Below are 13,342 nucleotides of genomic sequence, written 5' to 3'. Positions count from 1 at the left end.
TGAAACACTGGAGCTTGGGTCCCGTTCCCGCGCCGCCGCGGCAGGCGGCGCGCGGCCGCGCGATCCGAGGTGGGACCTGCGGGCGCGTCCCCGTCCGCTGAGCGGTCGTTGGGGGCGCGTGAGCGGCGGCGCGGCCCTTCCGAGCGGCCGCGGCGGCAGCTGAAAGTCCGGCCGGAAGGTGGAGGAGGGACGCGGCGGGGCGGCCCCGCCTGATGGGGTCGTTCATCCCGGAGGCGCGCCATGCGCGCGGCAGCAACCCATCCCCCGAACCCCACCCCGGCCGAGCCGCCGCCCGGAATGTCCGACCGGGAGGGCGAGCGGCTGGCGGAGCTTCGGGCCTTCGCCGCCGAGCACGGCCTGGGGGCCCTGTCTGCGGAAGAGGCGCTCACCGTCTTCCTGGCGCGGCCTGCCGGCCGCGCCGCCGGCGTCCTCGCCCGGCGTCTGCTGGACCGCTTCGGCTCCCTCCCCGAGGTCCTGGGGGCGCCGCGACCCGAGGTGGCCCTCCTGGCCGGGCGCCGGGTCGCCCAGGAGGTCCGGCTGATCCACGAGCTGCAGTGCCGGGCGCTCGTGGAGCCGTTCCGGGTCAGGCCGCTGCTCACCGCCTGGTCGCAGGTTCGGGACTATCTCCGCGCGGCCATGGCGGCGGAGCCCAGGGAGCAGTTCCGGGTGCTGTTCCTGGACCGCCGCAATCACCTGATCGCCGACGAGGTGATGTGGCGCGGCAGCGTCGACCACGCGCCCGTCTATCCCCGGGAGGTGTGCCGCCGGGCCCTGGAGCTGAACGCCTCAGCCGTCGTGCTCGCCCACAATCATCCAGGGCGCGATCCGACGCCTTCGGCGGCCGACATCGAGATGACGCGGCAGGTGGTCGAGGCCTGCCGCGCCCTGCGGATCGCCGTGCACGACCACCTCCTGGTGGCCGGCGAAGAGGTGGTGAGCCTGCGGGCCCAGGGGGTGATGTGATGTCGCTCGCCGCCATCGTCCGGGCGTTGGGCGGGGATCTCTACGCCGGCGGCTTGCGGGCCAGCATCCCGGCGCCGGGCCACAGCCCCGCGGACCGCTCGGTCTCCCTGCTGCTGCAGGGCGACCGGGTGATCGTCCACAGTTTCGCGGGAGACGACTGGCGCGAGGTGCTCGGGGTCCTGCGCGCCCTGGGCCTGGTGGACGCGTCCGGACGGCTCCGGCGCGCGACGGCGACGGACGGACCGGAGCGGCCCGGCCGGGAGGGCCGGCGCGCCCTGGCCGCAGCCCTGTGGAGCGAGGGGCGCACGGCGGCCGGCTCGGTGGCGGAGCGGCATGCCCGCAGGCGGGCCGTCCGCAGGAGCCTGCCGCCCGACCTCCGCTTCCACCCCGCAGCGCCGCTCAGCGTCTACGCGCCGGCCGGAGGGCCCAGCCGGCCCGCGCTTCTGGCGGCCGTCCGGGACCTCTCCGGAGCCCTCTGCGCCGTGGAGGTCACCTACCTGTCCCCGGCCGGGGACCGGGCGCGCCTGCGCCTGCCGCGCAAGACGGTGGGCGTCCTGCCGCCCGGGTGCGCGGTCCGGCTCGATCCGGCGGCCGACGCGATGCTGGTGGCGGAGGGGGTGTTCAGCGCGCTCTCCGCCGGCGAGGCGTTGCGGCTGCCGGCCTGGGCCCTGCTGTCCGCCGGCCGCCTGGCGGTGTGGCGCCCGCCTGCGGGCGTGCGGCGCGTGCTGGTGGCGGCCGACCGCGGGACGGCAGGGGAACGCGCCGCAGCGGCCCTGGCCGGGCGGCTGGGCGGGATGGGCGTGGTGGCCCGCGTCCGGTTGCCGCCGGCGCCCTTCGGGGACTGGAACGAGGCCGCGCAGGCGGCGGCGCCGGCGAAGGAGCGGGAGGAGGGGCGGGCGGAGGCGAGCCGGTCCGGGGGATGGTCCGCCGGCGGCTCCGGAGATCTGCCATGACCGCCCTGCCAGCTTCCGCCCCTGCTGCCGCCGCCGCCGCCGAGCCGGTCCGCGTCCGCGTGCGCCTGTCCGACCTCGGCGTCGCGCCTGAGAACCTCAGGGCCGGCGAGCCCGCCGACGACGGGATCCCGCGCCTCGCCGAGACGATCCGCGCGGCCGGCCTGATCTATCCGCCGGTGGTGCGCCGCGGACGGCGGGGGGAGCGGCCCTGGATGGTGCTCGACGGGCGCCGGCGGCGCTTCGCCCTGCTGAAGCTGGTGGAGACCGGCGCCCTCCCCGACGACCACGAGTTCGAGTGCCTGCTGGCCGAGGGGCGGCGGGCCCAGGCCGCAGCCGCCGTGCTCCCGGCCGCCGAGCACGCCCCGGTGCACACGGCCGACGTCATCGAGGCCATCGGCCGGTTGCGGAAGTCGCGCATGGACTGCGCCGCCATCGCCGCGGCGCTCGGCTACGAGGAGCCGGAGGTGCGGCGGCTGGCGGCGCTCGCCGGCGTCCATCCCCGGGTGCTGGACGCCTACCGCAAGGGTCGCCTCGTCCTGCGGCAGGTGCGGCTGTTCGCCAGGCTGCCGGACCGGAAGCGCCAGGCGGACCTCGCCCAGGCGGCGCTGGACGGCTGGTTCCACGACCACCAGCTGCTGGCCCTGGTGCAGGGCGGGCGGACGACCGTCGAGGACCCGCGGTTCGCGCTCGCGGGGCCCGAGGCCTACGCTGCGGCGGGCGGGCGGCTGAAGGCGGACCTGTTCGGCGAGATGCCCGCCGAGGTCCTCGACCCCGATGTGCTGGACGCCGCCTGGCGGACCTCGGTTGCGGCCGTGGCGCAGGGCCTGGCCAGCGAGGGCCTGACCGTCTTCCTGGCCCGGGAGCGCGGTCATCTCCCGCCGGATGGCCTTCGCGGCCTGCCGTTCGTGCACTGGGGCGGACTGGACGAGGCCGCGGCGGCGGCCTTCGACGCCGCCCGGGCGCGGATCGAGGCTGCGGCGGCGCTCGTGGACGCGGCCGAGGCGGGCGAGGCTCGCGCCGCGACCCTCCCGGCCCTGCTGCAGGCGCGCCTCGACCTCGCCCGGCTGACCGCCGGGCAGGGCGTGGTCCGCGCGGTGCTGCTCACGCCGAGCCGGGCGGGGCTCGACGCCACCTTCTACCACGAGCCCGCGCCCGAGCCGGCGGAGCCGGACCTCGACGCAGCGGGGGCGGACGACGAGGCCTCGGGCGGCGAGCGCTCCGCGCCGGAGATCCCGGAGGCCGAGATCCGGGTGGAGGTGGTGGGCGTCGGACATGGCCAACACGCCCTGCGCACGGACATCGCCACCCGTGGGCTGATCCGCGATCTTGCGGACCATCCGGAGGCAGCCCTGGTGGCGCTGACGGCGCAGCTCTTCCGTCACCTCGCCCTGGAGAGGCGGGTCTGGAGCGGCGCATCCGCGCTCGCCATCGCGGCCACGGCCTATGGCCGGGGGGAAGACGCCGTGGAAGGGCTGGACGCCGTCGTCCGGGCCCGGCTGGCGGGCCGCCGCGCGGCCTATCTGGCCGCCGGCCTGCGGCCGATCCCGTGGGTGGCCGGCCTGGAGGCGGACGACCGGCTCGCCCTGCTCGCGGAGCTGGTGGCGGCGAGCCTCGACCTCCACGAGCCGCGCACCACGGGGATCCGGCCCGAGGCGCGGGCGGAGGCCGCGGAGATCGCAGGGCTCTGCGGCGCGGACCTTGCCCGTCACTGGACGCCCGACGCCGCCTTCCTGTCGGCCCACGGCAAGGCGCAGCTGCTGGGCTTCCTGGAGGCCATGGGGGCGGCCGATCCGGGCGCCGGCGCCCTGAAGAAGGCGGAGCTGGTGGCGCGCACGGCGGAGGCGGCGGCCCAGCGTCGCTGGGTCCCGCCGGCGCTCACCTGGCTGTCCCGGGCGGACGGCCCCGGGGCGCAGGCGCCGACCGGACCGCAGGCGGAGGACGACGACTGTGCGTGACCTCCGCTGGACCGGCGACCGGGTGACGGCGCTGCGCACGCTCTGGGCGGAGGGTCGGAGCGCCGCGGAGATCGCGCGAAGCCTCGGCGGCGTCACCCGCAACGCGGTGCTGGGCAAGGTCTGGCGGCTCGGGCTCTGCGGAGGGCGGTCGCACCCTCCGCCGAAGCCGGCCCGACCTCGGCCCGGCCCACCCCGCCGGACGGCGCGGGCTCGCCCGTCGGCCCGCGCAGGGGTCCCGTCGGCGCCGGGGCCGGAGGTCGGGCCGGGCCTGGTGGCCCGGCTCCTCGACCTGGGCCCCCGCCAGTGCCGCTGGCCAATGGGCGATCCGCGGAGTCCGGGGTTCGCCTTCTGCGGGCGCGAGGCGGCGTGCGGGCCGTACTGCCGGGCGCATGCCCAGGCGGCCCACGTCCGGGCCTGATGCGGCCTGCGGAAGGGCGGCCGAAGCCTGGACGGAGGGCCTCACCGGCGCCCGGGGCGCAAGGGACGCGGAGGCTCTCCAGGGGAGCCCTTGCGCCCCGATCGACGGCGAGGCGGGCGGGACCCGGGCTTCGGCCCGTCCCTTCCGTCAGGAGATCGCCATGCGCCCCACCCGTCACAGCTTCCTCGACACCGCCGACCTCGACGCCTTCGACGCCCGCACCGCCGCGCTCGAGGACCCGCGCCCGCACCCGACCGAGGCCGCCCTCACCCAGCTGGGGGCGGCGATCATGTCGGAGACCCTCGACCTGGTGCTGGGCACCGCCCTGGAGGACCACGTCCGCACCGTCGGCGAGGCCCTGCTGGGCGGCCTGCACACCGGCGTGCAGCGGCTCGACCGGGAGGCAGACCGGGCCCGGGACGTGCTCGCCGCCGGCCTGCGCGACTTCGACGGCAGCGAGGTGGCCGACGTCGACCTGCAGTCGGCCCGGCAGGCGGCGGAGGCCGCCGACGTGGCGGCCATGGCGCTGGCCTATGTGCGCGACGCCGCCGCCGAAGCCTATGGCGCGGCGACCGGTGAGGTCTGGTCGCCGTGGCGCACCGGCGGGCGGCCGCTGAGGACGACCGCCGCCGAGATCGAGGCGCGCGAGGCCCTGCGGGCGGTGCGCGAGCGCCGCCTGTCGGCCTGTGCGCCGGGCGGGCCGGTCGTGGCGTTGCGGGGCGCGCCGTCAGCCGTCGCCGAGGCGGACGGCATGCGCCTGTTCGACGCGCTCAACTGGGCCCGCGGCCAGTGGCCGGGGATGGCGCTGGCCATCACCGGAGCGGCGGGACCCGAGCGGCTGGCCCGGTCCTGGGCCGGCCAGAAGGGCGTGCGGCTGATCGTGGCCCGGCCGGACTTCGCCCGTCACGGCCGGGCCGCGCCGTTCCGCGCCAACGACGAGCTCATGGCGCTCGAGCCGGTCTGCGTGCTGGCGCTCACCGCCACCTTGGACGGCGGCGAGGCCGCCGGGCGGCCCTTCGGCCCGGCGCTCGGCCTGCTGCAGCAGGCGCGCGCGCGGGGCGTGCGCTGCGTGCGCATCGGGCGCAAGCCGCCGGCCTAGCTGCGGCCGGCCGGCTCGTTCTCGTTGCCCTCCGGCGCTGAGCCTCGGTTGTGGTCACGGGGTGTTCTTCACCTTCCCGTCGCGCTGGTTGACGCGCCACAGGGTGGCCACCGCGCGTCCCGCGCACCGCGGAGTTCGGGAGGGAACCGCCCGCAGTTTGCATGGATTTTTAATCAGAAAACTTGCATTCTATGGTCAGGAGCCTAGGTGACGCGCATGGACAGGTTTGAGGAATTCCGTCGTCGGTTGCGCCCGGGGAAGGTCTACCGCCGCGCGGATCTGGCGCGGTGGTCGAACGCCGTCGACCGGCATATCCGCCAGGCGGTGGCGGCGGGCGTGCTGGCGAAGGTCCGCGGCGGACTCTACTACGCGCCAAAGCCGACGGTGTTCGGAAAGGCGCCGCCGGCGGATGAAGCGCTCGTGTCCGGCTTCCTCAAGGGCACCGACTTCCTGATGACCTCGCCGAACGCGTGGAACGCCCTGGGTGTGGGCGCCACCCAGCTGCACAACCGCACGGTGGTCTACAACCACAAGCGTCACGAGGACGTGGCGCTCGGCGGCCGCACGTTCGAGTTCCGGCGCAAGGCGGCCTTTCCGAGGACCGCCACCCCGGAGTTCCTGCTGGTCGACCTCGTGAACAACGTGGAGCGCACGGGGGAGGACTCGCGTGCGGTGCTCGACCGCGTGCGCGCCAAGGCGCTGACCTACGACCCGGCCAGGCTGAAGCGCGCCGTCGGCAAGTACGGCAATGAACGGACCAAGCGCGTCTTCGCCCAGGTTCTGGAGGCTCGGGCGGCGCATGCCGCCTGAGCTGCTGCACCGACATCCCCAGTTCGGCGACCTGATCGCCATCGTCGCGGACGAGATGAAGATCGTCCCGGCGCTGGTCGAGAAGGACTACTGGATCATGCACAGCCTCTGGGGATTGCAGAAGGGCGGGCACACCTTCGAGCTGAAGGGAGGAACGTCCCTGTCCAAGGGTTACGGCTGGATCGGACGTTTCTCCGAGGACATAGACATTCGGATCGAGCCTCCGGCGGCGCTCGAGGTGGCCGTTGGTCGCAACCAGAACAAGGCGGCGCACGTCGAGAGCCGCAGGCGCTTCTATGACCATCTCGCGCAGACGTTGAAGATCGACGGTGTCGTCGCCGTGACGCGCGACGAGGCCTTTGACGATCCCACCTATTACCGCGGCGCGGGCATCCGCCTCGCCTATGAGAGCGCCCACGGCTCCGTGGCGGGGCTGAAGGACGGCATCCTGCTCGAGGTGGGCTTCGACGACGTCACGCCCAACGCGACGATCGACATCTCCTCCTGGGCCTGGGACTACGCCGCGCCGCGCGTGGAACTCGTCGATAACCGGGCGAAGGCGGTCGCCTGCTACGATCCCGGCCACACCCTGGTGGAGAAGTTGCAGGCGATCTCCACCAAGTTCCGGGCGCAGCAGCAGGACGGCGTGTTCCGGCCGAACTTCATGCGCCACTATTACGACGTCCATTGCCTCTTGCAGCAGCCCCAGGTGCGGGCGTTCGTCGGGAGCAAGTCCTATGAGGCGCACAAGGCGCGCCGTTTCCGGCAGGCTGACGAGAAGGACCTGACGAAGAACGAGGCCTTCATCCTCTCGGACCCCGAAGTGCGGCGGGAGCTCGCCGACGCGTACGCCGCATCGGCGGCGCTGTATTACCGCGGTCAGCCGCCGTTCGAGGAGCTGCTAGCGACGCTCGAGGCCTGGTGCGCGAAGCTCTAGGACAGCGCACGAAAGGCTCTGCTCCGGGCCATGAACAGTGACGGTCGGCCAAGCCTCTGGAGCGCACACCGACACCGTCGCGGGCGCCTCCTGCTCATGGGCGGTCAAGTCACTGTTCAGGCCAGGGTGCGCTGAACTCCGAGGCGGGCATGCGGAGGCTCGGCTGCGTAGGTCTTCCTCTCGAAGACGCTCCGCAACCGGTTGGCGGCGCCCCCCCAACCCCCAGGTCTGCTTCAAGGGCCTGTCTCACGGGCCGTCGGCCATCCGAGACGTCAGGCTCACGCCGGGCCCCGCGGCTCGGCGCCCGCCGGTGCGGGCGCTTAGTCCGAGGGCTCGTCCGGCGGCGGATCGCCGCCGGGCAGCCGGGCGAACCAGTCCTCCACCAGCGGATCGCGTCGGACGGCGATCTCCGCCAGCTCGCCCAGGGCGCGGCTGAACTGGGCGATCAGGGTGCGCGGCTCCAGGCGGGCGATCTCGGCGCCGGCGGCGGCCTCGAAGTCCTGCACCGCCATCATCAGGATCAGCATCAGCTTGTTGTCCGCGCAGGCCACCGCGAAGGCCGGCGAGCCCAGGGCCAGCGCGGCGAGGATCGCGAAGGCGTCGGTGTCGGTGGCCTGGGCGAAGGCGTGGATCCGGGCGATGTTCAGCCGGCCGCGGCCCGCCTCGAAGTGTTCGTAGGACCGGAGCGGCATGGCCATGGCGTCGGCCACCTGGCAGGCGCGCAGCCGGCGGTGCCGCCTCAGCGACTTGAGCACCTCGGACAGCCGGCGGCCCGCGGCCGGTCCGCCCGCAGGCGCGAGGGGGAACATTGATCGTGACGCCACGCCATCAACCCTGACTTGTGCGTCACTTTTGCCGCAAGCCGCCGTGGGGTCAAACGCCGCGGGAGTTTTCCGGGCGCCCGCCGCATCCCCGGCGAGGAGATAGGGTCAATATTCGGCAGGGATGGCGGGTATGGGCAGGCGGTTGTTTCGATATATCCGGCGTGCACGAAGTATATTTCCCGCAAATTTTTTGCGGGTTCCCCGCAACGGGGTTGCGGTGACTGATCATCGCGCCGTCCCGGGATAATATTTCTCGACAGTGCTGGGCTTGAGATTATCCACTCCGCTGGAATCAAGTCCGGGGCGGGAGATGACAGCCAAACGTGCCGAGCCGTTTCTTGTGGCGCTGGGGGCCCTGCGCGAGCGGTTGCGGCAGGGCGCCTTCGACTATGAGCGCCGCCTGGCCGCCACCGAGATCGCCCAGCAGCTGGCGCTCAGCGCCACCCCCGTGCGCGAGGCCCTCGCCCGGCTGGCCGGAGAAGGGCTGGTGGAGGAGCGGCGGGGGCAGGGCTATTTCGTCCGCCGTCCGGGCGCCGTCGACGTGGCCGACCTCTACCGCATCAGCCAGGCCCACCTGCTGATCGGACTGGAGCCCCGGGGGCTGCAACCCCAGGCGGTAGGGGCGGACCTCGCCCCGGAGCCGGTTGCGGACGGCGATCCGCCGGAGGCGGCGGTGGCGCGCGTGGAGCGCCTCTTCGAGTCCTGGCTGGAGGCCGCGGGCGGCTGGGACCTGCTCGACGCCCACCGGCGGGTCGCCGGCCGGCTCGGACCGGTGCGCCGGCAGGAGCCGCGGCTGATCCCCGACCTGGCTGCCGAGGCCGCGGCCCTGGCCCGGGTGGCGGCGGGCGGCGACCGCGCGAGCCTGCTGGCCGCGGTGCGCGCCTTCCATCGCCGCCGCATCCGCCTCGCCGACCGGCTGGCGGGCCTTCTGGAGCGCCGCCCGCAGGCTTCGCCGTATAGGACCGATATAGTTTGAATAGGGTGAGCCAGGGTTGTGGGATGGTCAGGCCGCAACTTCCAGCGGTGACAAACGGCCTTTGAAGGAGGTCACCATGTCCAAGACCCTCACCCTGCCGGCGCTTCGGCTCGTCTGCTTCGGCGGCGCCCGGGCGCTCACGAACTCGGCCTCAGGCGAGGTCCACCCCGAAGAGATCCCGGTCGACCTGTACGACTGACCCTTCGGGGCCGGCGCCGGTCCTGCCGGCGCCGGCCTTGCCGCACTCTTCCGCCTCGCGGGTCCCATGGAACATCCCCTTTCCCCCGCCGCCCATGCCGTCGCCATCGGCGACGACCTCGTGTTCCTGCAGGTGATGCGGGACGCCTACCTCTGCGTGCCGGGGGCTCCCGGGCGGCTGAGCCTGTCGCGGGATGGCGGGGCCGTCGCCTTGGAGGACCCGGCGCTGCTGGCGTCCCTGCTGGCCGCCGGTCTCGTCGGCGGCGCCGGACCGCGCCTCGGCGTGACGCCGCCGCCGCCTCCGGCCCAGAGCGCCGTGACGGGGGAGGGTCCGGCGCCAGGCTGGCCCGACGCGACCCGCCTCTTACGGGCGATGGTCGACGCCGGACTGGGCTATGGCGGGCGGCCGCTGGCCGCCCTCGTGCGCGGGGTCCGTCCGGCGGGCGTCCCGCCGCCTTCCGGAGCGCCCTCGCCGGAGCTCCTGGCCGAGGCCGCCCGCTTCCACGCCTGGATCCCCTACGCCCCGTTGCCGGGCAAGTGCCTCCTGCGGTCGTTCCTGCTGCTGCGGGCGCTGCGGCGGCGGGGACACGACGCCGCGTGGGTGTTCGCGGTGCGCACCTGGCCGTTCCGCGCCCATTGCTGGCTGCAGGCCGGAGACGTGGTCCTGGACGATCACCATGAGCGGCTCGTCGCCTATCATCCCATCATGGCGGTCTAGGGCGTGGCGATCGGCGACTACCTGGCCCTGGCCTGGCCGGCCGGAAGCGCCGAGGGCGCGGCCCATGCGGCGACGCTGGGCGCCCGGCTGGAGGCCGAGGCCGGCTGGCGGTCGGTGGGAACCACCGACCGCCTCCGTCTCTACACGCCCGCGGCGGGCGGCGCGCCGGTGACGGCGCTCCCCTGCGCGGCCGGTTTCGTGGTCGGGGAGCGGTTCCGGAGCCCAGGGGCCGTCGACGCCGGGGAGCTGCCGCGTCGGCCGGCACAGGCGGCCCTGACCCTGCTGCGGTCGGGGTGGGGCCGGTACGTCGCCCTGCTGCACGGGCCCCCGGGGGAGACGGCGGTGTTCCGCGACCCGCTCGGCGAGCTGGACGCGCTGGTCTGGCCGCTCGCCGCCGGGGTCGAGGCGGTGGCCTCTGACCTGCTGGCGGTCCCGCCATGGCTGCGGCCGCCCCGGCTGTCCCTCAACTGGGACGCCATCGCCGTCTATGTGGCGCTGTCGAGCGCCATGCGGTCCGAGCTGCTGTTCGACGGCGTGGCCGCCGTCACGCCGGGGACCCTGCAACCGCTGCCCCTGGGCCGGGCCGCCATGGCCCTGTGGCGGCCGGCGGACCAGGTTGGCGATAGTCGGCCCGACGAGGTCGCGGCCGGAGAGGCGCTGGCGGCCGCGGTCGACCAGGTTACCAGGGCGCTGGTCGTGGACAGGCCTGCGGTCCTGATGGAGCTCTCCGGCGGCCTCGACTCCGCCATCGTGGCCGGGACGCTGGCGCGGCTTGGCCTCGCCGGGCGGGTGTCCGCATGGCTCAACTATGTGGCGGACCGCACAGAGGGGGACGAGCGGGCGTACGCCCGCGCCGTGACCGAGCGTCTGCGGGTTCCGCTGACGGTGGTGGAGAAGCCGCTCGCCCCACTAAGCGAGGCGGACTTCACCGAGGTCGCCACGGGCGTGCGGCCGGCGCTGCAGGCGGTGGACGCACCCCGCGACCGCGACATCGCCGCCCGCATGGCCGCCCTCGGCGGGGCGGCGGTGCTGTCGGGTCAGGGCGGCGACGCGGTCTTCTTCCAGATGCCGAGCGTGCTGGTCGCCTCGGGCGTGCTGCGCCGGGAGGGCCTGGCCGGGCTGGGCTCGCCGGTGCTGCGCGCCGTCGCCCACCGGACGCGACGCTCGGTCTGGCAGGTGCTGGCGGAGTGCAGCCGGGCCGAGCGGCGCGGGGATGGGCTGCCGTCGCAGCTGTCCCCCCTCGTTGCGCCGGGGGTGCGGAGCTGGCTCGCCGGCCGCGCCCACCCCTGGGTGGAGGACGCCGGAGACATTCCCGGCGCGAAGCGGCTGCAGGTGCAGGCCATCGCCAATGCACAGCTCTACCGCGGCGACTGCCGCAAGCGTCGCGCCGGCGACCTGCTCTATCCCTTCCTTTCCCAGCCGGTGGTGGAGCTCTGCCTGTCCCTCCCCGCCGACCTCCTGGCCGGCGGGGAGCAGGACCGGCGGCTCGCCCGGGCGGCCTTCGCCGACCGGCTGCCGCCGCAGGTGCTGGCGCGCCGCTCGAAAGGGGAGTTGGGCGCCTACTATGGTCGGCTGCTGGCCGCGAGCCTCGACGTCCTGCGGCCCCTGCTTCTGGAGGGCTGTCTGGCCGACGCCGGGGTGCTCGACCGGGCGGCGGTGGCCCGCCAGCTCACCCCGGAGCAGCTGCTGCAGGCTCCGGCCACCGGCGCCATCCTGACCGCGGCGACGGTGGAGGCCTGGGTGCGCCACTGGCAGGGCCGCGTCGGGGACTCGGCGCGCGCGCCGCGCCGGCGGCATTGAGGGCGCGGGGCAAGGCAAAAATGCCCCGTCCGGGAAATAAGTGTTCTCCGCGGGTCGTCGGGCCTTCTGTTTACCCGAACGGGATATTTCAGCTTGACGCGGGTCCGGAAAGGAGAAATTTTCCCGTTCGGGAAATCAGATGGTCACGCCTCAGGAGATCGGTCAGGCCGTCCGCCACGCGCGGAAGGCCTTGGGCCTCCGCCAGGACGAGCTCGCCGCCGCGGCCGGCGTGGGGCTGCGGTTCCTCGTGGAGTTGGAACGGGGCAAGACGACGGTGCAGCTGGACCGGGTGCTCGCGGTACTGGGCGCCCTGGGCCTGCGCCTCGAGCTCGTCCGGCGGAATGGGACCGCCGACGGCCGGGCCGGAGACGCCCCCGGCGCGGGTTCGCCCTCCGGTGAGCCGGTTCCATGATCCGGACCCTGGTCGTCTGGTGGGAGGGGGCGCGGGTCGGGCGCCTCGCCATCGACGCCCACGGGGACCTCGGCTTCGCCTACGACGCCGGCTGGGTGGCCGATCCCCGCCGGCCGGCGGTGTCCGTCTCGCTGCCGAAGCGCCTCGAGCCGTTCGGGCGGCGGGAGACCCGGCCGTTCTTTGCGGGCCTGCTGCCGGAAGAGGCCCAGAGGACGGCCGTGGCCCATGCCCTGGGCGTCTCGGCGACGAACGACTTCCGGCTGCTGGAGCGGCTCGGCGGTGACGTGGCCGGCGCCCTGACCCTGTGGCCGGAGGGCGAGGCGCCGCCCGCGCCGCTGGGGGTTTCGGCCACCGAGCCCCTGGACGACGCGGACCTGCGGTCCATTCTCGACCGCCTGCCGGAGCGGCCGCTCCTGGCGGGGGAGGAGGGGCTCCGACTGTCCCTGGCGGGGGCCCAGCCGAAGCTTCCCGTCGTGCTGCTGAACGGCCGCATCGGCCTGCCCGCGCCCGGCCAGCCCAGCACCCACATCCTAAAGCCCGCCATCGCCCGGCTCCCCGGCGCGACCGGCAATGAGGCCTTCGCCATGCGGCTGGCCGCCGCCCTCGGCCTGCGCGTGGCTGGCGTGGAGGCGCGGCGGGTCGGCGCGTGGCCGTTCCTGCTCGTCGAGCGCTACGACCGGGTGGTGTCGGCTGAGGGGACGATCCGGCGCCTGCACCAGGAGGACGTCTGCCAGGCGCTGGGGGTGACGCCGGAGCACAAGTACGCGTCCGAGGGCGGGCCGATCTTCCGGGACATGTTCGACCTCGTGCGCCGGGCCTGCGTCGCGCCGGCGCCGGCGCTGCTGCGCCTGCTGGACGCCGCCATCTTCAACGTGATGGTCGGAAACGCCGACGCCCACGGCAAGAACTACAGCCTGCTCTACACCGATGCGGGGCTGGACCTGGCGCCGCTCTACGACCTCATGTGCACCGCCGCCTATCCGCAGGTGCACGGCAAGCTGGCCATGAAGGTGGGCGGACGCTCGGTCCTGGAGGACTTCACCGCTGACACCTGGGACCTGTTCGCGCGCGAAGTCGGGCTGGGCGCGCCCTTCGTGCGGCGGCGGGCCGCGGCCCTGGCGCGCGAGGCCCTGGCCAGGATCGGCCCGGTGGCCGGCGAGCTGGCGGAGGCCGGCTTCGGGGACGAGGACCTTGCCCGCGTCGTGGAGGTGGTGGCCGGGCGCGCCAGGCTCCTGCTGGCTTTGGACGAGTCGCGCGGCGCCTGAGCCCGGCCCTGACT

The 13,342-nt window shown here is 74.7% G+C and carries 14 protein-coding genes; 13 read left to right on the top strand and 1 reads right to left on the bottom strand.

Annotated elements, in window-relative coordinates; genetic code table 11:
• Positions 1 to 240 precede the first annotated feature (240 nt).
• The 7 genes from radC to VM685_RS16770 all read left to right on the top strand — a co-directional run bounded on the left by radC (position 241) and on the right by VM685_RS16770 (position 7,135).
• On the top strand, positions 241 to 963 hold the full coding sequence (gene radC, locus VM685_RS16800) for a RadC family protein (RefSeq protein WP_325461329.1): 723 nt from the start codon (positions 241 to 243) through the stop codon (positions 961 to 963).
• Positions 963 to 1,916, top strand: coding sequence for a DUF7146 domain-containing protein (locus VM685_RS16795; RefSeq protein WP_325461328.1), 954 nt, complete (start codon positions 963 to 965; stop codon positions 1,914 to 1,916). Before radC ends, VM685_RS16795 begins: the two co-directional genes overlap by 1 nt.
• Complete coding sequence (locus VM685_RS16790) at positions 1,913 to 3,871, top strand: ParB/RepB/Spo0J family partition protein (protein ID WP_325461327.1); 1,959 nt, start codon at positions 1,913 to 1,915, stop codon at positions 3,869 to 3,871. Before VM685_RS16795 ends, VM685_RS16790 begins: the two co-directional genes overlap by 4 nt.
• Positions 3,864 to 4,289: a GcrA family cell cycle regulator gene (locus VM685_RS16785; RefSeq protein WP_325461326.1), complete on the top strand. Its 426-nt coding sequence runs from the start codon at positions 3,864 to 3,866 to the stop codon at positions 4,287 to 4,289. The genes VM685_RS16790 and VM685_RS16785 overlap by 8 nt, the downstream gene beginning before the upstream one ends.
• Before the next feature lie 160 nt (positions 4,290 to 4,449).
• The gene (locus VM685_RS16780; RefSeq protein ID WP_325461325.1) at positions 4,450 to 5,388 is read left to right on the top strand and encodes an SLOG family protein; all 939 of its coding nucleotides are present in this window, start codon (positions 4,450 to 4,452) and stop codon (positions 5,386 to 5,388) included.
• 216 nt (positions 5,389 to 5,604) lie between these two features.
• Positions 5,605 to 6,198 carry a hypothetical protein gene (locus tag VM685_RS16775; RefSeq protein ID WP_325461324.1) on the top strand — a complete coding sequence of 198 codons (594 nt, stop codon included), beginning with the start codon at positions 5,605 to 5,607 and terminating at the stop codon, positions 6,196 to 6,198.
• Complete coding sequence (locus VM685_RS16770) at positions 6,188 to 7,135, top strand: nucleotidyl transferase AbiEii/AbiGii toxin family protein (protein ID WP_325461323.1); 948 nt, start codon at positions 6,188 to 6,190, stop codon at positions 7,133 to 7,135. The genes VM685_RS16775 and VM685_RS16770 overlap by 11 nt, the downstream gene beginning before the upstream one ends.
• Before the next feature lie 320 nt (positions 7,136 to 7,455).
• Here VM685_RS16770 and VM685_RS16765 read toward each other — a convergent pair whose 3' ends face one another.
• On the bottom strand, positions 7,456 to 7,944 hold the full coding sequence (locus tag VM685_RS16765) for an XRE family transcriptional regulator (protein ID WP_325461322.1): 489 nt from the start codon (positions 7,942 to 7,944) through the stop codon (positions 7,456 to 7,458).
• Between the two features lie 325 nt (positions 7,945 to 8,269).
• Between VM685_RS16765 and VM685_RS16760 the strand changes: the two genes are divergently transcribed.
• The 6 genes from VM685_RS16760 (at position 8,270) to VM685_RS16735 (ending at position 13,328) form a co-directional block, all read left to right on the top strand.
• Positions 8,270 to 8,935, top strand: coding sequence for a GntR family transcriptional regulator (locus tag VM685_RS16760; RefSeq protein ID WP_325461321.1), 666 nt, complete (start codon positions 8,270 to 8,272; stop codon positions 8,933 to 8,935).
• A 76-nt stretch (positions 8,936 to 9,011) separates the two neighbouring features.
• Positions 9,012 to 9,134: a hypothetical protein gene (locus VM685_RS16755; RefSeq protein ID WP_325461320.1), complete on the top strand. Its 123-nt coding sequence runs from the start codon at positions 9,012 to 9,014 to the stop codon at positions 9,132 to 9,134.
• Positions 9,135 to 9,200: 66 nt separating this feature from the next.
• Positions 9,201 to 9,851: a lasso peptide biosynthesis B2 protein gene (locus VM685_RS16750; protein WP_325461319.1), complete on the top strand. Its 651-nt coding sequence runs from the start codon at positions 9,201 to 9,203 to the stop codon at positions 9,849 to 9,851.
• 3 nt (positions 9,852 to 9,854) lie between these two features.
• The gene (locus VM685_RS16745; RefSeq protein WP_325461318.1) at positions 9,855 to 11,651 is read left to right on the top strand and encodes an asparagine synthase C-terminal domain-containing protein; all 1,797 of its coding nucleotides are present in this window, start codon (positions 9,855 to 9,857) and stop codon (positions 11,649 to 11,651) included.
• A gap of 139 nt (positions 11,652 to 11,790) precedes the next feature.
• On the top strand, positions 11,791 to 12,063 hold the full coding sequence (locus VM685_RS16740; protein ID WP_325461317.1) for a helix-turn-helix transcriptional regulator: 273 nt from the start codon (positions 11,791 to 11,793) through the stop codon (positions 12,061 to 12,063).
• Positions 12,060 to 13,328 carry a type II toxin-antitoxin system HipA family toxin gene (locus tag VM685_RS16735; protein WP_325461316.1) on the top strand — a complete coding sequence of 423 codons (1,269 nt, stop codon included), beginning with the start codon at positions 12,060 to 12,062 and terminating at the stop codon, positions 13,326 to 13,328. The genes VM685_RS16740 and VM685_RS16735 overlap by 4 nt, the downstream gene beginning before the upstream one ends.
• Positions 13,329 to 13,342 lie beyond the last annotated feature (14 nt).

The organism is Phenylobacterium sp., assembly GCF_035539035.1.
GTDB lineage: Bacteria > Pseudomonadota > Alphaproteobacteria > Caulobacterales > Caulobacteraceae > Phenylobacterium.
Note: the sequence above shows the minus strand (reverse complement) of the source record. Positions and strands in the feature narration are given on the sequence as shown.